Here is a 22,426-nt window from a genome sequence, read left to right on the forward strand (position 1 = left end):
GACATGACACACACCACGGAAGTCCGCGACAACATGAGCATCGAATGGGACGTGCCCATTGCGATGGATGATGGAGTCGTATTGCGCGCCGACGTCTACAAACCTGTGGCGCCAGGCAAGTATCCGGTCATCATGACATATGGCCCATATGGAAAAGGCCTGTCATTCCAGCAGGGATACAAGACAGCCTGGGACCTGATGGCTGCGCGCTATCCCGACGCGCTGGAAGGTTCATCAAACAAATATCAGGCTTGGGAAGTTCCCGATCCCGAAAAATGGGTTCCGGACGGTTACGTCTGCATCCGCGTGGATTCACGCGGCGCGGGTCGCTCGCCGGGCAAAATCGACCACTTCTCGCCGCGGGAAACCCTCGATTACTACCAGTGCATCGAATGGGCAGGCGTGCAGCCCTGGTCGAACGGAAAGGTCGGCCTGAATGGCATCTCCTATTACGGCGCCAACCAGTGGCTCGTAGCATCCATGCGCCCGCCTCATCTGGCGGCCATCTGTCCGTGGGAAGGCTATAGCGATGCGTATCGGGAATCGACTTTCCACGGTGGCATCCTGTGTTCCTTCGGAAAGAACTGGCAGGAAATCCAGGTCAAGACCGTCCAGCATGGCCGAGGGGATCGGGGCCCACGCAGCAGCGTAACCGGCGAACTCGTCTGCGGCGATGTGAACCTGACCGAAGAAGAACTCGAGGCCAACCGAGGCGACATGTCCCGGCGTGCGGCAAATCATCGTTTCGATGACGAATTCTTCGAAGAACGCCGGGCCAAGCTGTCACAACTGCAGGTCCCTGTCCTGTCCGCAGCGAATTGGGGAGGCCAGGGGCTGCACTTGCGTGGCAACATCGAAGGTTTCCTGCAAGCCGGTTCGTCCAAGAAATGGCTCGAGATTCACGGCGGCGAACATTGGACTTCCTTCTATACCCGCTACGGCATCGGCCTGCAGAAACAGTTCTTCGAACAGTATCTGAAAGGCAAAGAGACAGGCTGGGAAGAACGGCCACCAGTGCTGCTCCATGTCCGGCATGTCGACAAGTTCGTCGAGCGCGCCGAGCACGAGTGGCCGCTTGCGGGTACCCAGTGGACCAAACTGTATCTGGACCTCGATGGCCAGAAGTTGTCGCCCGATGCGGCTGACGGAACATCGACTGCCACGTTCGAACAAGAGACGGAGATTACGGGGCCCTTGGCCTGCAAGCTGTTCGTCTCCTCGACCACGCCCGACGCCGACCTCTTCCTCGTTGTCGGTCTCTACAGCCCCGAAGGAAATGAGGTCGTATTCCAGGGTGCGCTCGACCCGCATACGCCAGTAGCTCAAGGCTGGCTGCGTGCATCCCGCCGTGAACTGGATCCGGAGCGCACGCTTGCCTGGCGCCCGCTCCATACCCACCGATCGAGACAACCGCTCGAGCCGGGCAACCCTGTTGAACTGGACATCGAGATCTGGCCCACCTCTATCGTCGTCCCTGTTGGCTGGCGAATCGGCCTGACGGTGCGGGGCAAGGACTACGAGTACGAAGGGGCTGCTACACACCTGTCGAACCTGAAGTTCCCGATGAAGGGTTGCGGACCATTTCTGCACGACGATCCGGAGGATCGGCCGCCGTCGGTCTTTGCGGGACGAACCACGCTGCATGCGGGTAGAAGCATGTCTTCGTATCTGCTGGTGCCAATCATTCCGCAGCGATAGGTCAACCGCCTCGATCGAGCCGCGCCGAGACGTCGGGCAGCCTGAATTGATGAAGCACGCGCCACGCCTCCGAGTTCTGTGGAATATCTACCACGCTTTCTAATCAACAACCCCGCCGCACAGCGAGTCATCAACCTCAGGAAAGGAAGAGAAAATATGAAAAAGGCTAACCTCATCATGACTGCGATTTGCTCACTGCTCGCCCTCGGCACGGCAAGCGCCTGGGCGCAAAACCAGGCCAGTGACGCCACAGCGAGCGCGCCCGTCACGGCAAGCGCGCCATTGAGTCCAAAGGCAATGCGCACGGCCAATCGGTTGCTCGCCAAAGACGTTCGTCGTGCGCTCGTCAAGGTCAAAGACCTGGATTCGACCAATATCGTCGTCTCAGCGAAAAACGGCTTGATTCTGCTGGGCGGCACGGTGCCCGCGGGCGACCAGATCCAACTCGCCGTAACCACCGCACAAGGTGTTAGCGGCGTTCGCGAGGTACGAAACGGCCTTCGGATCCGCGCACCGGGCCAGTGAATCCCTCTGCAGTCGGTCCGATCCGGCACGGCAACCCGTTCCAAAATGCAACAGCCGGAGGGTTGCATTCTGGCTTTTGTGGCGGCTGACTGGCGGCGAGGCCGTTACGGTGAATGATGAAACGGGGTGAACCGCCCCACTCTTCAGGTGGTCAACCCATCACCACCATTCCCGTAGCTTGAGTACGGTCTTGCAATAGTAATCGACCTTCGCGCATTGCTTGTACATGATGGCCGACACGATCCAGAGAGAGTTGTCGATCGGCAGGTTCAGCGCCTCGCTGGCATGCCGAAAACGAGATCATTTACCGTCATCGATACCAACATTACAGGTCGGCACCTGATGGCTTTCGGCGGCGGGCTTTGGCGTCGACGACAACGGCAAGCGGCTCGCTCATGCGTTCCAGCAAGCCCTGATCAAGTTGCAGAAGCAAGGGTTTTATCAAAGTGTGATGCAGAAGTGGGGGCTGCCCGCGAAGGACGGACGCCCCACCTTCCCCGTTAACGATCCGCAGATGTGAAGCCTCAGGCTGGCAGTGAGACGACCTACACCCCGTAAGATTCATGTCTTACGGGGTTTTTTGTTGTCTGCAGATCTCTTGCGTCCCACTGACGTCGACGATTTTTTCGCGACGGGAGCAAAACTCACACGTGCGGCCGAATGCGCCTTCCATCTCTTGTTCAAAGCTGGCTCGACTTCAAACGCAAGGAGTGGGTCGACGAAACCTACCGCAAGACGGAGTTTGTCGTTCGCGAATACCTCACTCCCGCGCGCTGCACCCAACACCCTGCATCGGATAGTTGGCAATCCCGAAGGAGCGTCTGCAAAGCTCAATCGACCAACCCGGGAGACTTGATCGGATAGCTCTGCGGATTCCGTACGCGTACATCGCAAGCTGGTGAATCTGGGCGAGCCGACATAGGGCGTGAGCCCGTCAGACTGAGGCTGTACGCCGGTGCCGCCAGCAGAACAGTCCCGCTCAGATTCGCCCGGGCAACTTCGCAAACTTCTTCGAAACGCATCAGAAGCGGTGCGTGATCCCCAGTGCCCCCATGCTTTGCGATGATCCGAGTTCCGTCACTGAGACCGCAGGCCAGCTCATCGTCGACGTGCCATGGTTCCTGATATATCCGGCGCGAGCATAAATCTGCGTGCGCTTCGAGATACTGTGATCGATGCCGATCTCGATACCCTCCGCGCTATCGTCCACACCGCGCGCCCTGCGCTCGATGCCGGCGATTTCGACCGTGTCAGCCGTCGTCGCCTGGATCGTCGCACCGATCTCTGCGAAGCTGTACGAGTGCGCAGCGCCCAGGCGAGCGGCCAGCGATCCGGAGGGCGCGTCGTTTGAGCGGTTATACGTGTAGTTCGCCTGCAGGTTCACGATGCCGATCCGGTAAGCAAGGGAGCCGGTAAAGCGCTCGGTCCCAAGCAGGTTCAACGCGGCAGGCAGCCCGGGCACGTTCTCCGATCCCGCGTGCTGGTTCTGATACGCGAGTCCGGCGAACAGCCCATATCCGCTGTACGTCAACGAAATATCGAATAGATTGCCGACGGCCTCCACCACAGGCAGCGTCGTCGTCGAACTGAACGCATACATCGTGTAAAGCTTCAGCCCACCGACAACCGGCGACTGATACTCGATCGAATTGCTGGTTCGGCCGGATGCAGCCTGCGTGGCGAGGGTGTGGCGGTCGACCGCGACCGCCGCGGCCGCCACCGGCGACAGCACTTCGTCGCCGCGGAACGGGTCGGTGTAATAGATGGCCCAGAAAGTCGGCTGATACTGGCGGCCGAACGTCAGCGAACCATAGTCGATGTGCGTCAGCCCAACCCAGGCCTGACGATAGAACAGCGTCGAACTGTCGACGAACAACGCACCGTTGTTGACGGTGTAGCCGCTTTCGAGCACGAATCTGGCCTTGAAACCGTCTCCCAGATCTTCATCGCCTTTTATGCCCAGACTCGACCCGGAATTGCCGCCGCTGCGCTCTGAGAACGAGTGCGTCGAACCATTTCCAAGGTATTGCACGAAGCTGTCGACGACACCGTATAACGTCAGCGTCGACTGTGCCCACGCGCCCTGCGCGGCCAACAGCAACGCTGCGCCGCCAATACCCTGCTTGATGATACACATGCGAACTCCTCAGATACGTCTCGTGTTTTATCGCTCTTTCAATAACGGGCCTGCTCGCTTTCAATGCGCTTCTTTGCACCTCGTCATCGCCATGCGCCACGGCCTCACACAAAAAAGCGGTCTCCGCAGCGCAGCGCGAGGAACCGGATATGCTCGCGCCAATCACCGCGGGCGCTTGCATCAATCGAATGCGGCCACGCCTGTCAATGCGCGCGCGATACCGAGTTGCTGGATCTCTGTGGTACCGCCCGGAATCGGCATAGCCATGGCTTCGCGCAACAACCGTTCGACATCGAATTCGCGCGTCATGCCGCTCGCGCCGTGTAACTGCACGGCGTCACGGCATACCTGCAACGTGGCTTCGGCAGCGAACACCATGGCGATCGACGCCTGCACGTTGCAGCGCAAGCCCGCGTCCATCAAGCCGAACACGCGCTGAAACAGCAGCCGGCCCGCGTCCGTCCTGATCGCCATGTCCGCGATCTTCGCCGCAATCAACGGGCGCGCCGCGATGACCTTGCCGAACTGGGTGTGCCTTGTTGCAAAGGCAATCGATTCGTCGAGCGCGGCGCGCATGAGGCCGACCGACAGCACGCCGACATGGATATGCGCCTGCGCGCCGAGTTTCGCCATAGTGTTCAGACCATCGCCCTCTTCGCCGATGAGATGCGTCGCCGGAACGCGGGCATCGGCGATGAAAATCTGCGCGGTCGATTGCGCATTGAGCGCAATCTTGTCGAAGTTGCGTGTCTCGTAGCCGTGTGCCTCGCGGTCGATCAACAGATGCGAGAGACCCTTTTCGGAATGCACGGCACAGACGAATACGTCTGAGTAAACGCCATTGGTGATGCAGCTCTTCATCCCGTTCACTATGAAGTGATCGCCGTCGCGCACTGCACGCGTATGGATCTCCGCGACGTTCGAGCCGGTTTCCCGTTCGCCGCTGCCGATTGCGCCGAAGAGCCGGCCCGCCAGCGTCTCAGGCAAATACCGCTCGCGCAGTCCGGGGGGCGCGTCGAGCAGCGTCGCTGCGAGCCCCATGTTCAGCATCACGCACAGCGCTACATCGCACGAACATGCAGCCAGCTCCTCGAACAGCATGCCCTGAGTTGTGTACGACCAGCCCATGCCGCCGTACTCAACTGGCACCGTGCAGCCAGGCAGACCGAATTCGGCGATGCGCTGGGTCAGCTCGCGCATCGTCGCCTTTGGGATGAAGCGGTCACGATACATGTGGACAACCGGCCCGACCTCCGCCATCAGGAACTTGCGGAAACTCGCGACGGCCAGCGTTTGCTCTTCCGTGGGAACTCGATAGGTCATGGGTCGCACTTGCGCGTCGCCGCGGCTCGATAAGGCGTTTAACACCGGTTGCATTTCCGCGTGCCCCCAGAGCCGTACTCTGGGAATACCCCGAACTTCCCCTGCTCCACGAGGACGCCATCGGCCGCCGCCAGCAAGCGGACTGCTCCGCATAGCTCGCGCGCTTCCTTGACGCTGCACTTGTGTTAAGTTAGTTTCCGCGAACGCTTTTATCACCCCTCGTTCGGAGGGGGCAGCGAAGGCCCGAGAGGCATGGATTCGATTAGGTGAGAACTTGACAACGCCTTTCATCAAACACGTGGCTGCGACGCGTTTCGCGCCGCCACGCATCGGCGCCAGGCATGTACCTCGCAGCGATCTGCTCGCGCAGTTGCACCAGATGCGGCACGCCACGCTCGCCCTCGTCACGGGCAGCGCCGGCTACGGCAAGACCACCCTGCTCGCCCAGTGGCGCCAGGCGTGCGTCAAGGATGGCGCGGATGTCGCATGGCTCACGCTCACCGCCGACGAGAAGGGTTATGCCGACTTCTGCTCCACCCTGGTCGCCGCGCTGCAGCGCATCGGTCTGTGCACGGCAGCCGACTTCCGCGCCGACGATGCGAGTCCTGCTGCGATGGATGCGGCCATTGCCGCGATCGTCGAAAGTGCGCTCGACTGGCCGAAAGAGCTGTACGTCTTCGTCGACGATTACCATTACGTGGAAACGCCGCTCGCGCAGCGCCTCATGCAGAAGCTTCTCGAACATGCACCGGGCAATCTGCATTTCGTGATCGCCTCGCGCGTCACCCCACCATTGAGCCTGAGCCGGCTGCGCATGATGAACCAGATCGTCGAGCTCGACAGCGCGGGACTGCCGTTCAACCTGGCCGAAACGCGCGCGTTCATCGACGAAAATCTCGGCACCGGCAAGCTCGACGCCGATGCGCCAGGCCTTATCCACGAGCTGACTAGCGGCTGGCCTTCGTGCATCCAGCTCATTGTCATCATGCTGAAAAACCGGCCGGACACGCTCGCGACGCTGAGAGATCTCGTGTGGCGTTCGAGCGACCTGCAAACCTGGCTCAGCGAAGAGGTCATGGCCGATCTGCCCGCGCACCTGGCTTCCTTCGCCGAGGTGCTGTCGATCTTCCGCCGCTTCAACGCTCCGCTCGCGCGCGCCGTCACTGGCGACGCGCAGGCGGCCGCCCTTCTCAAGCGGATGGAGGACGAGAACCTGCTGGTGATCCGCGTCGATTCGGACGACCGCCTCGCGTGGTATCGCTTTCATCCTCTGTTCGGCGACTATCTCGCCACGCGGCTCGCGACAAGGGACGACGCGGTCGTCAAGGCGCTGCATCTGCGCGCCAGCCGCTGGTTCGCTGATCGCGGCTACCTCGCCGAAGCGGTCCGGCACGCGAGCGCCGGCGGCGACGTGGAATTCGCGGCGACGATCATCGAACGCGCCGAGCCGGCAACGTGGACCCTCGAGTATCTGAGCCCGATGCTGCATCTGCTCGAACAGCTGCCCGAGGCGACGCTATTCCGGCATCAGCGTCTGCTCTTCATTGCCTGCCTCACGATTGCGCTAACCACGCAGCCCGACAAGGCGAGCGCGTGGCTGCCGCATCTGCAGTCCGGCGCGCTCTCCGACGACCCGGAACTGGCGGGCTGCGCGCCGATGATCCACGCAGCCATCGCATTCCAGCACGACGATACGCAGCGCATGATCGAACTGCTGGAGCCGTTGCGCGACGCCGTTATCGAAAACCGCTTCCTGCGCTATTTCCTCGTCGCCGAACTGTGCGTCGCTTATACGGGCGCCGGGCGCTACGCGGAGGCAACGCACCAGCTCGAGCGGCGCCCGATCCCACCCGCCGACCGCGACAACGAGATGGCGCTCGTGGCCGAAGCGGCTCGCGTCGCCGCCATCCTGCATGAGGGCGACGTGCGCGAAGCCGAGCGCCTCGGCACGCCGTTGCTCGCGCGGTCGGTCAAGGCTGTGGGCCGTCACTCGATCAGTGCGAACATCTGCGCGAGCGTGCTGGCCGACGCCTGCTACGAACTCGATCACATCGACGACGCCCGCGAAACCATCGCGAACCGCCGAGGCCTGCTGCAATCGTCGGGGCCGGACCTGACCATTCGCGCATCGCTGTGCCGCGCGCGGCTCGACTGCCTCCAGGTGAGTGCCGATGTCGCGCTCGCCTTCCTCGAACAGCAGACGGCGCATCTGCGCAATCAACAGCACCCGCGTGCCGTCGCGCACATGCTGGCCGAGCAGATCAGGCTCCTCCTGCAGAAAGTCCGCCACGCGCGCGCCGCCCAACTCGACATCCTTCTCGACGAGCTGGCGCAAGCCCATCGGGAAGACCTCGGTATTCGCGGCGAAATCGCGGCCATCGCGGCATTGGCGCATGCGCGCGTGCTGCGCGCGGAGCAGCCGGAGGCCGCACTGGCATCGCTGCGCGATGCGCACGCGCGTGCCAAGGCATTGGGGCGGGGCCGGATGGCCGCGCTGGTGGATTTTCTGCTCGCGGCGACGCTCATGGATCTCGACCGCGTTGACGACGCGCGGGTTTCTTTCACGTACGCCATCGAAGCGGGCGCGCGGTTCGGTCTCGTGCGCACCTTCATCGACGAAGGTGAAGTTGCCGCGACGCTGCTCAATCGGGCGGTACAGCAAGCGTGGATCGATGGGCCCGCCAGGGACTATGCCATCGGCCTGCTGGAGCGATTTCCCGGCGCGTTGAACGCGCTCGGGCGTGCCGGTGTCTCGCAGCCCGCAAACGGCCGCAAGGCGGACTCGGCGCTGACCCCGCGCGAACTGGAAATTCTCACGCTGGTCGCTGAGGCCATGTCGAACAAGCGTATCGCGCTCGCGCTGAACATCACGCTCGAAACAGTGAAGTGGAACCTGCGCAACGTCTTCTCGAAGCTCGGCGTATCGAGCCGCTACGACGCCATGCTATGGGCCCGCAAGAACGGGCTGATCGACTAGACGACCGCGGGCGCGGCTGTGCAACGAGGCGAACGAACGCGAGCATCGCGCCACAGCCGTCCACCACGGGCGCTTCAATGTACGGACAGAAACGACGTCAAGGAAAGAGACGCATGATCGATTCAGCGATACAGGCCGGCTTGCCCGCGCCTTCGCACTCGACCGTCATCTCGAACTTGACCTGAGCGCCGCCGTTGTCGAGCGCGTCGAAGCCGGCGAGCCGGAAGTGTGCGCGAACGCGGCGGCCCACCGGGACAGGGGCAATGAAGCGCACCTTGTCGAGGCCGTAGTTCAGGCCGCTGCGCACGTCGTTGATCTGGAACGCCGTGGCGAAGAACGCAGGCAGCAGGCTGAGCGTCAGAAAACCATGCGCGATCGTGCCGCCGAACGGACCTTCCTTCGCGCGCTCCACATCGACGTGAATCCACTGATGATCCCCGGTGGCATCCGCGAACTGGTTGACGCGGGCCTGGTCGATCAGCAGCCAGTCGCTCGTGCCGATCTGCTCGCCGGCCAGCGGCTCGAGATCGGCGATCTTGTCGAATTCTCTCATTGCGGTGTGTCTCCCTGATTCAGTGTCCGCCGCAAATAGTCCGCGCAGCGGGCGTCGTGACGGTCGCTGCCGCCGAGCAAGGCGTCCGCGACAATCGCACGTTTGAAGTAGTGGCCAATCTGATATTCCTCGGTCACGCCGATGCCGCCATGCAACTGGATCGCCTGCCCGCAGACGAACTTCGCCGCACGACCGATTAGTGACTTGGCCTGCGAGACGACATAGTCGCGCCGTCCGGCTTCGTCGTTCATGATCGACGCGAGCAGCGCATACAGCATCGAACGCGCGATTTCCAGTTCCGCCGCCATGTCGGCGAGACGGTGCTGCAACGCCTGGAAGCTGCCGATCGGCACGCCGAATTGCTTGCGCACCTTCAGGTAGTCCGCCGTGATCTCGATGGCGCGCTCCATGCCGCCGACCAGTTCCGCGCACAGCGTGGCCGTGCCGTGCCCAAGCGCCTGCTGCAACGCGGGCAGTCCTTGTCCCGGCTCGCCGAGCACCGCTTGCGCGGGCAGCAGCACGCCTTCCAGCGTCAGTTCGGCAGCCCAGCTACCGTCATGCAGCGGCAGTGCCGCGCGCGTCAGACCCGGCGTGCCGGCGTCGACGAGAAAGAGCGTCAGCCCACCGTCATCCTGCGTCACGGCCGACACGACGAACCCGTCGGCATCGGCACCACCCGCCACGAGCGTCTTGCGACCATGGAGCCGGTAGTTGCCACCCACGCGTTCCGCGCGCATCTGCGAACGCTCGGGCAGACCCCGCGAGTGCGCCTCGCCGTAGGCCAGTGCGATGCGCCGCGTGCCATCCGCGAGCGCGGGCAGAAGGCGTTCGCACTGCTCGGGCGTGCCCGCTGCCGCGATCGTCTGCGCACCGAGAACGGCGCAGCCCACATACGGCTCGACGACGAGACCGCGCCCGAATGCCTGCGCGATCAGCACCGTGTCGATCACCGTGCCGCCGAGGCCGCCATACGCTTCGGGCAGCGCCGCGGCGAGCCAACCGTTCTCCGCGAACGTAGTCCAGCGTGCCGTGTTGCGCGTCGAGCCCGACACGAGCAACGCGCGACGCGCCTCGAAGCCGTAGTCCCGCTCGACGAAGCGCCGCACGCTATCCTGCAGCATCTGCTGCTCTGAGTTGAGGTTGAAATTCATGATCGATCGGCGACTCAGAGTTGAAACAGCATCTTCGCGATGATGCCGCGCTGCACTTCGCTCGTGCCACCATAAATGGTCGAGGCACGACGGAAGAACATTTCCGTGGCAACGCCGCGTCCCACTTCCTCGCGAGGCAAGATCCCTTCGCGCGTGGGGTCGTGAGGCTCGGGATAGGCCACGGCGCCATAGTCGCCGAGCGCCTCCACCATGCACTCGGTGAGCTTCTGCTGCAATTCGGTGCCGCGGACCTTGAGAATCGATCCCATGGCGTGCGCGGCGGGGCTGTGATCCTGCTCCAACGCCGCCGCACGCTTGACCATCATCGCCATGGCGTCGATCTCGGCCTCCAGACGTGCGAGCCTCAGCATGAAGCCGCGCTCCTCGACGAGCGGCGCGCCGTCCACCTGCTCGCTCAACGCAATCTGCTTGAGTCTCGCCAGGCACCTGCGCAGGAATGGCAGATCGGCGGCGCCGGCATGCTCGTTGTTGAGCAGGAACTTGGTGATCTTCCAGCCATCGCCATCGCCGCCGATCCGATTGCTCACCGGCACGCGGACGTTGTCGAAGAACGTCTCGTTCAGGTGGTGGCAGTCGTCGATGCTGCGGATCGGCCGCACCGTGATGCCCGGCGTCTTCATGTCCACCAGCAGGAAGGTGATGCCTGCCTGCTTCTTCACCTCGGTGTCCGTGCGAACGAGCAGGAAGATCCAGTCGGCTTCGTGCGCGTAGCTCGTCCAGATTTTCTGGCCGTTCACGACGTAGTGGTCGCCGTCCAGCTCGGCGCGCATGCGCAGTGAAGCCAGGTCGGAACCGGAGCCGGGCTCCGAGAAACCCTGGCACCACAGTCGCTCGCCATTCAGAATGCGCGGGATGTGCTCGGTCTTTTGTTCAGGCGTGCCGAATGCATTGACCACTGGTGCCAGCAGCTTCTGCGCGAGAAAATCCTGCGTCGGCGCGCCGGCGGCCACGCACTCCTCATCGAAGGCGAGCCGCTGCAGCACCGTCCAGCCGGTTCCACCATGCTCCTTCGCCCAGTACGGCGCACCCCAGCCCCGCTCGTTGAGGATGCGCTGCCAGCGCACGAGGTCCTCGCGCGCCGAGCGCACGCTGCCCACGGGATTGCCGGGCAGATCGGCGGGAAAGCACTCGCGCAAAAAAGCGCGCACTTCCTCGCGAAATGCCTCCAGCCCCGGATCAGGTTGGAAATCCATCTGCCCTCCGCCTCAAATGCGGTACATCGTCACGACACACGCGCCGCCGAGGCCCACGTTGTGCTGCAACGCCACGCGCGCGCCTTCAACCTGACGCTTGTCGGCGTTGCCACGCAGTTGCTGAACCAGTTCCGTACATTGCGCGAGACCCGTCGCGCCGATCGGATGCCCCTTCGAAAGCAGGCCGCCTGACGGGTTGACGACGTAGCGGCCGCCGTACGTGTTGTCGCCGTTGTCAATGAACTTCGCCGCTTCGCCTTCCGGACACAGGCCAAGCGCCTCGTACATGATCAGTTCGTTGTGCGCGAAGCAGTCGTGCAACTCGACCACGTCCACGTCCTCCGCACCCATGCCCGCCTGCTCGTACACCTTGTTCGCCGCTTCCTGCGCCAGGCCGAAGCCGGCCGTGTAGCGCAGGTCGTCGCCTTCGAGAGCGGCCGGGCGGTCGGTCGTCAGCGCCTGGGCGGCGATCCACACGCGCGAGTCCAGCCCGTGCTTCTTCGCGTAGTCTTCGCTGCACAGCACGGCGGCGGCAGCGCCGCAGGTGGGCGGGCAGGCCATCAGGCGCGTCATCACGCCAGGCCACATCACCTTGTCGGCCATCACTTCCTCAGGGGTCACGATCTGGCGGAACACGGCGAGCGGGTTGTTCGCTGCGTGACGGCTCGCCTTCGCACGAACCTTCGCGAACGACTCCATCTTCGTGCCGAACCGCTTCATGTGCTCGAGGCCCGCGCCGCCGAAGATGCGCAGCGCCGGCGCCACTTCGGGCGGCACGCCGAGGCGGTCGCATTGCGCGAAGAACAGATCGAGCGGAAGCGGACGGTCGGTGAAGTAGCTGCCGAGCGCGCCCGCGTTCATCTACTCGAAGCCGACTACCAGCGCGACGTCGAGCGCGCCCGCCTCGATCGCCTGACGCGCCAGGTAAAGAGCGGTCGAGCCCGTCGAGCAGTTGTTGTTGACATTGATGATCGGCAGACCCGTCATGCCGACGTGATATAGCGCGCGCTGGCCCGCCGTGGAGTCGCCATAGACGAAGCCCGCATAGGCCTGCTGGATCGACTGGTATTCGACGCCCGCATCCGCGAGCGCGCGACGCGCCGCTTGCGCGCCCATCAGATCGTAGGTCTCGCTGGCACCTGGCTTCGTGAACGGGACCATGCCCACGCCGGCCACTACTACTTTGCGCGTCATACTTGCTCCTTTTTCCGTTGTCTACGCCGTCATGGCGAACTGATTACGCTTCATGATAGGGGCCACCTCCAGCCACCCGCCCCCTCCTTTTCTGGGGGTTAGAGAACGGCCCGCAACGCCTCATATCAGCCGTTTCGCGCCGGCCCTACCGTGTGAAGGTCGTCCCAACCCGCCTGTGATACCTGTTGCGCCATCGAATCGGCGCCTGGCCGCTATGTGAAGGAGCGCCTCACGTGAGCGACGGTGGTTCCACGGCAACACTCAGGATTACTGTGGAACCAGCAGCGCGTGAATCATCCTCGCGATCAGGACGGCAGTGTCGGGTTCGCCGAGATAAGCGGGCCGCACAAGCAACATGGCGCGCGCGAGCGTGATCAGCGTTTGCACGACGAGGAACTGAACGTGCTCGACGTCGTCCACGCTGATCACATCGGCAAAGCGCGCGAACAGCACCGGAACGATGCTCGCCTGCGCCATTTCCGCGGGCTTCACGAAGTCTAGGCGAACCATTTCGTCATAACGGGTCATGCGCTGGCAGACACCGGGGTCCAGCTCGATACGCTCTGCGTAGATGCCAAGCCCTGCCCTGACGATGAGCAGGATGCCGTCCAACAGGGTGGCCTGCGCGGGCAACGCCTCGATCCGCGCGCGCAGCGTCGCGTAGACGTCGGCGCGAAACGCGTCGAAGATCGCCGCGACCAGCGCGTCCATCGTCGGGTAGTACTCGTAGATCGAACTGGACGCCACGCCCGATACGTCGGCGAGGTGCAGTACGGTCAGCGCCTCGCGCCCTTCTTCATCGAGTATCCGCCGCGCCGTCTGCATCAGTGCGTCGATGAGCGCAACCGAACGGGCCTGGCGCGGCGACTTACGTGGCGCCGACGGTATTTCCAATTCGATGAGGAGGTCGTTCGGGTCGTTCTGGTCCAACGCGCCATGCGCGCCCCACAGCCTTTGCACGGGGGGCGCCGATGGTGGCGACCTGCGTGTGTCCATAGCCGTTCTCCCTCGCCCCCGACGCATGGGGACATGCTTTCAGGAGGCATATGGCTCGATGATTGTCGGGCCGTCGCTGTCGGCGCGACCAACCCCAGTTCAATCTAACCGCCGTTGCCGCGCGCGTCCCCCCTCTTCCGAATAGCGACCCACGAACGGCGCGCCTGCGCGGCCGTTGCCGAACAAACGCAAACTGCACGGACAACGGCTACGTAAAGCTAACAATTTTCCGTTTTTTTTCATGTGGTTACGACAACCCAAGGAGAGCACGAATCCGGAGCGGACGCCGCGTTTGGCAGACCTATACTGGCCTCGTTCGATCGACAGCACGCTCTCTAACAGGACACATCACCTACATGAACAAGCCCATTGCACCGATGATCATTCGCGGCGAGGTCATCACGGATAACCTGATCGAAGTCGGCGGCCGAGGCGGCGATCTCGTCTTTCTCACGCCCGATGCCCATCGCTATCTCGATGTGCTGCCGCTCGGCAATCCGGCGAAACTGGCCGATCTTTACGAACTGTCTTTCGACGACATCCTCGACTTCGCCGTCGCGCTCGGTGCGCGCCTCGATCTGGCGACGAACGCGCATTTGCAACAGGCCTGCGAACTCTCGTACCTGACCGCGCCCACCACGCCGAGCCTCGTCAAGTCGAGCTATCTCGGCTTGCGCACCATGCTCACGCGCGAGGCCATCGTCGAGGCGGTCGACAGCACGGTCGGCATCAAGTATCTCGAGGGATGGGTCAAGCAGCGCCTGATCGACGGCACCGAGCTTGAAATCCGCTGCTTCGGCTCACGCGCGCTGCACATCGTCGCCGGCAACTCGCCGGCGGTTTCGCTCCTGACCATCCTGCGTAACATGGTGCTGCGCAGCGATGCGATCATCAAGGCGCCGTCGAACGATCCCTTCACGGCGCTCGCCATCGCCCGCACGATGGTCGAGATGGCGCCGGACCATCCGCTCACGCGGCACCTGAGCGTCGCCTACTGGAAGGGCGGCGACGAAGCCTTCGAAGAACGCCTGTATCAACCGCACAATCTGGAGAAGATCGTCGCATGGGGCGGCTTCGCTTCGATGAAGCACGTAAGCCGGTATATCCAGCCCGGCCTCGAACTGATCTCGCTCGATCCCAAGCGCAGCGCGAGCATCATCGGCGCGGACACCTTCGCGAGCGAAACGGGCGTGAACGAGGCCGCCACGCGTCTTGCGAGCGACATCGGCGCGCTCAACCAGAAGGGCTGCGTGAATGCACGAGTCGTCTACGTGCAATGCGGCACCGACGCAGAAGGACTGGAGAAACTCGACGGCTTCGGGCACGCGGTCTACGAGGCGCTGCAAAACCTCCCCAACAGTCTGAGCACGCCGGCGAAGCGTTACGACCCGGGACTGAAGGCGCACGTTGACGCGCTGCGCCTTGACGACGAGTGGTACCACGTGATCGGCGGCAAGGACGGCGAAGGCGCTGTCATCGTGTCGAAGATCCCCGAGCCGGTGCCCTTCTCGACGCTGCTCGACGACCGCACCGTCAGCCTGGTCCCGGTCGATTCGCTCGACGAAGTGATGGACGCTGTCGACGCCTACACGCAGACCGTCGGCATCTACCCGGAAGCGCTCAAGGACGAACTCAAGAACCGGCTGCCGCTGCACGGCGCGCAGCGCATCGTCTCGCTCGGCTATGCGGTGGCGATGAAATGGGCCGCGCCGCAGGATGCCATCGAGCCGCTGCGCCGCATGGGCAAGTGGATCTCCAATCAGATCAACACGCCAGACGTCACACCGGGGCCGTGGCAACGGCCGCCGATCGCCTGATCTCTTTTCCCCACTTTCACGAGAACACGACATGACAACCTGTTTCGGCTATGGCGCCCGCGAGGCGTACGGCGCGCTGGCCCCCATGCACTTCGAGCGGCGCGCCCTGCGCGCCGACGACGTGGCGATCGACATCGCCTTTTGCGGTGTCTGCCACTCGGACGCCCACCAGATCAACAACGACTGGGGCAACACCGTCTACCCCTGCGTCCCCGGCCACGAAATCGTCGGCCACGTGACGGCGACCGGCCCGGGGGTCACGCGCTTCAAGGTCGGCGACCGCGTGGCGGTGGGCTGCCTCGTCGACAGTTGCATGCAATGCAGCCCTTGCGCGGACGGCGCAGAGCAACTGTGCGCACAAGGACCGACGGCGACCTACAACGGCCGCGATCGCCAGTCAGGCGAGCTCACACTCGGCGGCTACGCGGATCACATTGTCGTGCGCGAACACTTCGTGCTACGCGTGCCGGACACGCTCGATCCCCTGCTCGCCGCCCCGCTGCTCTGCGCGGGGATCACCGTCTGGAGCCCCCTGCGCAAGTACGGCGTGGGCGAGGGCACGAAGATGGCCGTGGTGGGACTCGGCGGGCTGGGCCACCTCGCCGTGAAGCTAGGTGTCGCGCTCGGCGCGGAAGTGACCGTCATCACGACCTCGCCGGGCAAGGTCGACGACGCGCTCAAACTCGGCGCGCACCGCGTGCTGCTGTCGAGCGGTGCGCAGGCCATGCAGGCCGCCGCCAACACCTTCGACTTCATCCTCGACACGATTCCGCAGCGTCACAACACGAATCCGTACCTGATGCTGCTCGGGCGCGACGGCAAGCTCGTCGTGGTCGGCGCGATCGACCTGCTCGAGCCGGTTCACGGCGGTCTCCTGATCCGCAACAACCGCACCCTGGCCGGCTCGCTGATCGGCGGCATTCGCGCCACCCAGGAACTGCTCGACTTCTGCGCGGAACATCAGGTGCTGCCCGAGTGCGAGCGGATCGAGGCGGGTGAGATCAACGAGGCCTTCAGCCGGATGCTGAAGAACGACGTGAAGTATCGCTTCGTTATCGACATGGCGACGCTGCGCAAACCGGCGGTGGGCTGAAGTAGGACGGAGCGGGCGCACCGCCCATCCCCCTCCAAATGAGGGGAGATTCACGCAGCCGGTTCGCCCTATAGTCGCTGCAGGCCGGATACGCGCGTGCCAACGCGCGCCGATCCACGCCCTTGCCTGGTGCCATCTATTTGGGGCGATGCTGCAAACGATGCAATTCACGAGACTGCTGATCGAGACCCGGTTCGCACCGCCGCGCATTGGCGCGCAACACGTCGCACGCACTGAACTGCTCAATGCACTCGCGCAGATCCAGCAGCGAGCGCTCGCGCTCATCACCGGAAGCGCCGGCTACGGCAAGACGACCCTGCTCGCCCAGTGGCGCCAGCGCTGCCTTCAGGATCACGCGAAAGTGGCGTGGCTTTCGCTCACTAGCGACGACAAGGGCTTCGCGGACTTCTGCCTCGTCTTCTTTGCCGCGCTCCAGAAGCTCGGGATTGCTGTCGATCTGGATCTCCCGGTCGATCGCGCGAGCGCCACCTCGGTCGACGAAGCGGTCTCGGCCCTCCTCGACGCCCTCGCGCAGCAGACCGACGAGCTGTATCTGATTCTCGACGACTATCACCATGTCGAGGACCCCGGCGCCCACCGTCTCGTTCAGCGTCTCCTCGAACGCTGCCCCTCGAACCTGCATCTGCTGATCGCCTCACGCGTCGCGCCGCCGCTCAGTCTGGGCCGCCTGCGTGTGATGGACCAGGTCGTGGAAGTCGAGAGCGCACGGTTGCCATTCAGCTCCGCCGAAACGCGCGGCTTCCTCGAAGGCAATCTCGGCGCCGGCAAGGCGAGCGCCGACGACGCGAGCCTCGTCCACGAACTGACCGGCGGCTGGCCGTCTTGCCTGCAGCTTATCGCCATCATGTTGCGCAACCGGCCAGGCGCGCGCACGCGTCTGCGCGATCTCGTCTGGCGCTCGAACGACCTGCAGACCTGGTTGAGCGAGGAAGTGATCGCCGCGCTGCCGCCGGATCTCGTCGATCTGGCCGAAACCGTATCGATCTTCCGGCGCTTCAACGCACCGCTCGCCGCATTCGTCAGCGGCAACCCGGCTGCGGCGGAACTGCTCGCACGCATGGAGCAGGAGAATCTCCCGCTTCAGCACGTCGAGCTCAACGAGCACGTCTCGTGGTTCCGTTTTCATCGCCTCTTTGCGGACTTCCTGACCACGCGGGTCGAGCGGCGCGGCGCGGCCGCGCTCGCCGAGCTGCACCGGCGCGCGAGCCATTGGCTCTCCGACAACGATCTGCTGGCCGAGGCCGTGCGCCACGCGAATCTCGCGGGCGACGTAGCACTGGCGGCCCGATTCATCGAACGCGCGGCACCGGCCACGTGGACACTCGCTTATCTGGCGCCCGCGCTCACCCTGCTGGAACGGCTGCCACGCGAGACGCTATTCGAGCACCCGCGCCTCGCGCAACTGGCCTGCCTCGCGATCGCCCTCACGCTGCATCCGGCGCGCGCCGAGGCGCGGCTCGCACAGCTTGGCGTCGATGAGAAAAAGGCCGGCGCCTCGCTCATGCGCAGTCTGCCGCTCGTTCGCGCCGTCATCGCGCTGCAGCGCGACGATACCCAGCGGACGATTGACCTGCTCGAATCGCACGATGCGGACACCGCCAGCAACCCGTTTCTGCGCTATCTGAGGCTCTCCGCGCTCACGATGGCGTACGCGGGCGCCGGACGTCATGCCGATGCGCGCAAACTGCTGGAAAGCGAGCCCATTCCGGAGACGGACCGCAACAACGACATGATGCTCGTCGCGCAGAGCACGCTTGCGCTCTCGCTGCTGCTCGAAGGCGACGCGCGCGAAGCGGCGCCCCTTGCGTCGAGCCTGCACGCTCGCGTGCTCCACACGTTCGGCGAGCGCTCGGTGTGCGCCAATGTCTGCTCGGCCTTTCTCGCGGACGCGCGCTACGAACTGAATCAGATCGACGACGCACGCGAAACGCTGGCAAACCGTCATGGCCTGCTGGAATCGTCGGGTGTCGAGGTCACCGTGCTCGCGTCTCTGTGCCGCGCTCGGCTCGATCTGTTGCAGGAAGGCGCGGAAACCGCGCTTGCGTTCCTGCGCCAGCAGGCGGCGCGCTTTCGCAGTCTCGGCTACGAACGGCCCCTCGCGCTCATGCTCGCGGAGCAGGTGCGCATCCACGTACGCCACGGCAATAGCGCGGCGGCCGAGGCGCTGCTGCAATCGCTCGATGCGTTGGCGAAACCTCACGCCGACAGCCGCGGATTTCTGGCCGAGATCCCGATTGCCGCTGCGCTTGCCCACGCCCGCGTAGATCTGGGCAACGATCCGGCCCGTGCGCTGCTGGCGCTGGAGGAGGCGCGCCGGCGCGCGCTCGCGATCGGCCGTGGCCGGCTGCTGACGCTCGTCGATCTGCTGGCCGCTCGCGCGCTCGCGAGCCTCGGACGCGCCGAGGACGCCATGGCATCGCGCAGCCGCGCCGTCCAGTACGGGTGCCGCTATGGACTCGTGCGGACATTCCTCGACGAAGGCACGCTGGCACGCGACGAACTCGCCCGGCTGGTGCAGGCGCAGCCGCTACAAGGCCCTGCGCTCGCGTTCGCCCAGGATCTGCTCTCGACCTGGCCGCCCGTGGCGCCCGTAAAAAGCACGGCGGCCCCACGCCAGGGTGCCGGCGCACGCAGTGGACAGACGGCGGCGCTCACCCAACGCGAGATCGAAATCCTGAGCCTCGTCGCCCAGGCGATGTCGAACAAACGCATCGCGCTTGCACTCAGCATCACTGTCGAAACGGTGAAGTGGAACCTGCGCAATATTTTCGCCAAGCTCGGCGTTTCGCGACGCTACGATGCGATGGTCTGGGCGCGCACCCAGAAGCTGATCGACTGATTCAACGCGGCTCGCCATCCTGTGCGCGGCCGGTCAGGAGCGCGCATAGCATCCGCGCGACCCTGCGGGGCGTCTGCGGATCGGCAAGACTGTCCGGCCGTTCGAGCACCACCGCCCGCGGCAGGGCCATTAGCGTCTGAAACACGAGAAACTGCGCCTTTTTCGGGTCCTGCACGCAAATTTCGTGGGCGAAGCGCGCGAGCAGCGCAGGCGTAATTTCGAGCGTCCAGAACGCGTCGGGCTTGATGAGGTTGAGGCGCACCAGTTCGTCGTAGTGCGCGGCCTTCACATTGAAGGCGGGATCGATGCGCGACCATTTCCGCAAAAGCTCGATGCCGATTTCCAGCACGAGCACGAGCCCGTCATGAAGCGTGCTTTCAGGCGGTAATGCGGCGATGCTGTCCAGCAGGCGTTGCCGGTACTCCGCGCGATGGTCGTCGAAAATCGCGGCGATCAGGTCGTCCATGGTCGGGAAGTATTTGTAGATCGAACTCGGCGCGATGCCTGCGCGTTGCGCGAGCGCGGTCACGGAAAGCGCCGCGCGGCCGTCCTGCTCAAGTATCTCGCGGGCTGCGCGTTTGACTGTTCCCACCAGTTTGACCGAGCGCGCCTGCCGCGGATGCTTGCGCAGTCCCGAAGGTATCGCCAGCCGGATCACCTGCATGTCTGCCGCACCGGCGTCGCCCTGTTTGCTCATATCGTTGCTCTCCTGCCAAACGTCGGGTCGCAATGCGCCCTATCCCTGACTGCCACGCCGCGCCGCTGCAACCGGCATGCAGGTATGGAGAATCTGCGCGTAGCACCGCTGCCCCACCGGCGGATTTCCACTTCCGATCAACGGGTTGCGTTCAGATGCGACAAGACGAAACGCGGAGCGCAATGCCCAGGCCCGGTTCCTATACTGATTGTTCCTTCAACAACGCATTCGCGGCAGACGGGAAACCGCTCACTAAACGGCGAAACCTGCCCGCGCATCGTCCTTCATTCAGGATACCTTATGTCAACGACACCGCTGTCCATTGACGAACAGACCCGTCTTCTGCTCGGCGATCCCGCCGCTCTGGCGAACCACTCGTGGCACCGCTGGCAACATTTGCCGCGCACCGATGTCGAGGCGATGCAACTGGCCGGCCTGAAAGCGCGCTTCGCCGCGTTGCGCGATCGCATCCCCTTGCTCAAGAAGCTCGCGGACGCAGAAGGCATCGAACACATCGACGAACTGGACGACGTCGTGCCGCTCCTGTTCGAACACACGGTCTACAAGTCGTATCCGCCCTCGCTGCTCGACAAGTGCAATTTCACGCTGATCAACCGATGGATCGCCAGGCTCGTCACGCCTGAAATTGCTGAAGCCGTTCTCGCCGCCGACGTCAGTCATTGCCGGGGCCTCGACGACTGGTTCGCCACGATGGACAAAATCGTGCCGCAACTTTGCATCAGCCACACCTCGGGAACGTCCGGCACATTTTCGTTTCTGCCGCAAGGCACCCGCGAATGGGAGAAGCTGCTGCAAATCCGCCGCATGGCCGTCTGGAATATGGACGGGCCCGACACGCCCCAGCCGGAGTTGCATGCGGTGTACCCGTATTTTCGCGCCGGCTTCTACAGCTACCTGCGATCCAACCGCCACCTCATCAATACGCTGCTGCCGGACGAAAACCATTTTTATGCGGCCTACCCGGAGACACTCAGCTCCGATGTGGTGCACCTCGCCGCCAAGGCACGCGTCGCGCATGCCAAAGGCACGCTGGACCGCTTCGAAATCCGCCCCGAGATGCTCGCCAGGAAGCATGCTTTTGACCAGTTGCAAGCCGACATGCCGCGCCATCTGGCCGCTTTTTTCGAGCGCATGGCAAGCGAGCTCAAAGGCAAACGCGTGTACATGTCCGCAACCTGGAACCTCCTGCACAACATGGCGAAGGCCGGCCTCTCGAAGGGTCTCGAAGGCGTGTTCGATGCAGGCTCGTTCCTGAGCACGTCCGGCGGCGCCAAGGGGATCGTCCAACCCGACGGCTGGCGCGACGATGTCCTGCGCTTTACGGGAGCAAAACGCCTGAACGAAACCTATTCGATGTCCGAAGTGGTCGCCTCCCATACACGCTGCGAGCACGGTCACTACCACTTCAGCCCCACCGCCATTCCGTTCGTGCTCGATCCGGAAACGAGCCGTCCGCGGCCACGCACCGGACGCGTCACGGGCCGCGCCGCGTTCTTCGATCTTGGCGCCGATTCGCGCTGGGGCGGCTTCATCACCGGCGACGAAATCACCGTGCACTGGGACGAGCCCTGTCCCTGCGGTCAACCGAGCGCGTATGTCGTGGGCCCGATTCAGCGCTACAGCGAGAAGCACGGCGGCGACGACAAGATCACCTGTGCGGCTTCCGAAAGCTCGCACCGCGAAGCGATGGACTTCCTCAACCAGGTGCAAAGCTGAGAGCACGAGCCTGACAGCGCCGCGTCAAAAGAAGCGGCGCTGTCGATCGCCATGCGTGGGAGATCTTGTCGATAGCGCTCACCAGCACGACAAAGTAGCCGGAACTGTCGTGAACTGGAGTACGGACAGGGTCGACTTTCGAAGGGATAAAAACACCGACGATCAAAGGCTCATTTACATGTTCGGATAGTTCGGGCCACCGCCGCCTTCAGGCGTCACCCACACGATGTTCTGGGTCGGGTCCTTGATATCGCAAGTCTTGCAGTGCACGCAGTTCTGCGCATTGATTTGCAGACGATCCTCGTCCTTTTCGTCCTTCACGAATTCGTACACGCCCGCTGGGCAAAAGCGTGCTTCGGGGCCCGCGTACGTCTTGAGATTGATGCCGACCGGGACGCTCGCGTCCTTCAACGTCAAATGCGCGGGCTGGTTTTCCTCGTGGTTCGTATTGGAA

At 63.7% G+C, this 22,426-nt stretch carries 15 protein-coding genes and 1 pseudogene; 7 read left to right on the forward strand and 9 right to left on the reverse strand.

What is annotated here, in order from left to right; genetic code table 11:
• Positions 1 to 3: 3 nt before the first annotated feature.
• Together PQR67_RS32540 and PQR67_RS32545 are read left to right on the forward strand one after the other, a co-directional pair.
• Complete coding sequence (locus PQR67_RS32540) at positions 4 to 1,698, forward strand: CocE/NonD family hydrolase (RefSeq protein WP_408466911.1); 1,695 nt, start codon at positions 4 to 6, stop codon at positions 1,696 to 1,698.
• Positions 1,699 to 1,854: 156 nt separating this feature from the next.
• Complete coding sequence (locus PQR67_RS32545) at positions 1,855 to 2,223, forward strand: BON domain-containing protein (RefSeq protein ID WP_408466912.1); 369 nt, start codon at positions 1,855 to 1,857, stop codon at positions 2,221 to 2,223.
• A gap of 1,021 nt (positions 2,224 to 3,244) precedes the next feature.
• Here the strand turns inward: PQR67_RS32545 and PQR67_RS32550 are convergent.
• Together PQR67_RS32550 and PQR67_RS32555 are read right to left on the reverse strand one after the other, a co-directional pair.
• Complete coding sequence (locus PQR67_RS32550; RefSeq protein ID WP_408466913.1) at positions 3,245 to 4,360, reverse strand: porin; 1,116 nt, start codon at positions 4,358 to 4,360, stop codon at positions 3,245 to 3,247.
• A 180-nt stretch (positions 4,361 to 4,540) separates the two neighbouring features.
• A complete protein-coding gene (locus tag PQR67_RS32555; protein ID WP_408466914.1) occupies positions 4,541 to 5,683 on the reverse strand; it encodes an acyl-CoA dehydrogenase family protein in 1,143 nt (380 codons plus the stop codon).
• A gap of 274 nt (positions 5,684 to 5,957) precedes the next feature.
• Between PQR67_RS32555 and PQR67_RS32560 the strand changes: the two genes are divergently transcribed.
• A complete protein-coding gene (locus PQR67_RS32560; RefSeq protein ID WP_408466915.1) occupies positions 5,958 to 8,660 on the forward strand; it encodes a winged helix-turn-helix domain-containing protein in 2,703 nt (900 codons plus the stop codon).
• A 97-nt stretch (positions 8,661 to 8,757) separates the two neighbouring features.
• On the opposite strand, the gene PQR67_RS32565 is transcribed toward PQR67_RS32560, so the two are convergent.
• The 5 genes and pseudogenes from PQR67_RS32565 to PQR67_RS32585 form a co-directional block, all read right to left on the reverse strand.
• A complete protein-coding gene (locus PQR67_RS32565; RefSeq protein ID WP_408466916.1) occupies positions 8,758 to 9,213 on the reverse strand; it encodes a MaoC family dehydratase in 456 nt (151 codons plus the stop codon).
• Complete coding sequence (locus PQR67_RS32570; protein WP_408466917.1) at positions 9,210 to 10,364, reverse strand: acyl-CoA dehydrogenase family protein; 1,155 nt, start codon at positions 10,362 to 10,364, stop codon at positions 9,210 to 9,212. Before PQR67_RS32570 ends, PQR67_RS32565 begins: the two co-directional genes overlap by 4 nt.
• Before the next feature lie 14 nt (positions 10,365 to 10,378).
• The gene (locus PQR67_RS32575) at positions 10,379 to 11,578 is read right to left on the reverse strand and encodes an acyl-CoA dehydrogenase (RefSeq protein WP_408466918.1); all 1,200 of its coding nucleotides are present in this window, start codon (positions 11,576 to 11,578) and stop codon (positions 10,379 to 10,381) included.
• Between the two features lie 12 nt (positions 11,579 to 11,590).
• A pseudogene (locus tag PQR67_RS32580) lies at positions 11,591 to 12,772 on the reverse strand (lipid-transfer protein).
• 267 nt (positions 12,773 to 13,039) lie between these two features.
• A complete protein-coding gene (locus tag PQR67_RS32585) occupies positions 13,040 to 13,768 on the reverse strand; it encodes a TetR/AcrR family transcriptional regulator (protein ID WP_408466919.1) in 729 nt (242 codons plus the stop codon).
• A 356-nt stretch (positions 13,769 to 14,124) separates the two neighbouring features.
• Here PQR67_RS32585 and PQR67_RS32590 point away from each other — a divergent pair, with 356 nt between their 5' ends.
• From PQR67_RS32590 to PQR67_RS32600, 3 genes are all read left to right on the forward strand, one after another.
• Complete coding sequence (locus PQR67_RS32590; RefSeq protein ID WP_408466920.1) at positions 14,125 to 15,585, forward strand: acyl-CoA reductase; 1,461 nt, start codon at positions 14,125 to 14,127, stop codon at positions 15,583 to 15,585.
• A 31-nt stretch (positions 15,586 to 15,616) separates the two neighbouring features.
• Positions 15,617 to 16,678: an NAD(P)-dependent alcohol dehydrogenase gene (locus tag PQR67_RS32595; protein ID WP_408466921.1), complete on the forward strand. Its 1,062-nt coding sequence runs from the start codon at positions 15,617 to 15,619 to the stop codon at positions 16,676 to 16,678.
• A 160-nt stretch (positions 16,679 to 16,838) separates the two neighbouring features.
• The gene (locus PQR67_RS32600) at positions 16,839 to 19,538 is read left to right on the forward strand and encodes a winged helix-turn-helix domain-containing protein (RefSeq protein ID WP_408466922.1); all 2,700 of its coding nucleotides are present in this window, start codon (positions 16,839 to 16,841) and stop codon (positions 19,536 to 19,538) included.
• Between the two features lies 1 nt (position 19,539).
• Here PQR67_RS32600 and PQR67_RS32605 read toward each other — a convergent pair whose 3' ends face one another.
• Positions 19,540 to 20,235: a TetR/AcrR family transcriptional regulator gene (locus PQR67_RS32605; protein WP_408466923.1), complete on the reverse strand. Its 696-nt coding sequence runs from the start codon at positions 20,233 to 20,235 to the stop codon at positions 19,540 to 19,542.
• Positions 20,236 to 20,535: 300 nt separating this feature from the next.
• On the opposite strand from PQR67_RS32605, the gene PQR67_RS32610 reads away from it, so the two are divergent.
• A complete protein-coding gene (locus PQR67_RS32610; RefSeq protein WP_408466924.1) occupies positions 20,536 to 21,972 on the forward strand; it encodes a hypothetical protein in 1,437 nt (478 codons plus the stop codon).
• Between the two features lie 174 nt (positions 21,973 to 22,146).
• On the opposite strand, the gene PQR67_RS32615 is transcribed toward PQR67_RS32610, so the two are convergent.
• A partial coding sequence (locus tag PQR67_RS32615) for a 4Fe-4S dicluster domain-containing protein (RefSeq protein WP_408466925.1) occupies positions 22,147 to 22,426 on the reverse strand: 280 nt, incomplete at its 5' end.

The sequence above is a fragment of the Paraburkholderia fungorum genome, from assembly GCF_046026025.1.
GTDB lineage: Bacteria > Pseudomonadota > Gammaproteobacteria > Burkholderiales > Burkholderiaceae > Paraburkholderia > Paraburkholderia fungorum_E.

What these genes read in the sequence shown, in the direction of transcription:
- PQR67_RS32540 (WP_408466911.1), top strand. Translation starts at nt 4, where the DNA reads ATGACACACACCACGGAAGTCCGCGACAACATGAGCATCGAATGGGAC.
- PQR67_RS32545 (WP_408466912.1), top strand. Translation starts at nt 1,855, where the DNA reads ATGAAAAAGGCTAACCTCATCATGACTGCGATTTGCTCACTGCTCGCC.
- PQR67_RS32550 (WP_408466913.1), bottom strand. Translation starts at nt 4,360, where the DNA reads ATGTGTATCATCAAGCAGGGTATTGGCGGCGCAGCGTTGCTGTTGGCC.
- PQR67_RS32555 (WP_408466914.1), bottom strand. Translation starts at nt 5,683, where the DNA reads ATGACCTATCGAGTTCCCACGGAAGAGCAAACGCTGGCCGTCGCGAGT.
- PQR67_RS32565 (WP_408466916.1), bottom strand. Translation starts at nt 9,213, where the DNA reads ATGAGAGAATTCGACAAGATCGCCGATCTCGAGCCGCTGGCCGGCGAG.
- PQR67_RS32570 (WP_408466917.1), bottom strand. Translation starts at nt 10,364, where the DNA reads ATGAATTTCAACCTCAACTCAGAGCAGCAGATGCTGCAGGATAGCGTG.
- PQR67_RS32575 (WP_408466918.1), bottom strand. Translation starts at nt 11,578, where the DNA reads ATGGATTTCCAACCTGATCCGGGGCTGGAGGCATTTCGCGAGGAAGTG.
- PQR67_RS32585 (WP_408466919.1), bottom strand. Translation starts at nt 13,768, where the DNA reads ATGGACACACGCAGGTCGCCACCATCGGCGCCCCCCGTGCAAAGGCTG.
- PQR67_RS32590 (WP_408466920.1), top strand. Translation starts at nt 14,125, where the DNA reads ATGAACAAGCCCATTGCACCGATGATCATTCGCGGCGAGGTCATCACG.
- PQR67_RS32595 (WP_408466921.1), top strand. Translation starts at nt 15,617, where the DNA reads ATGACAACCTGTTTCGGCTATGGCGCCCGCGAGGCGTACGGCGCGCTG.
- PQR67_RS32600 (WP_408466922.1), top strand. Translation starts at nt 16,839, where the DNA reads ATGCAATTCACGAGACTGCTGATCGAGACCCGGTTCGCACCGCCGCGC.
- PQR67_RS32605 (WP_408466923.1), bottom strand. Translation starts at nt 20,235, where the DNA reads ATGAGCAAACAGGGCGACGCCGGTGCGGCAGACATGCAGGTGATCCGG.
- PQR67_RS32610 (WP_408466924.1), top strand. Translation starts at nt 20,536, where the DNA reads ATGTCAACGACACCGCTGTCCATTGACGAACAGACCCGTCTTCTGCTC.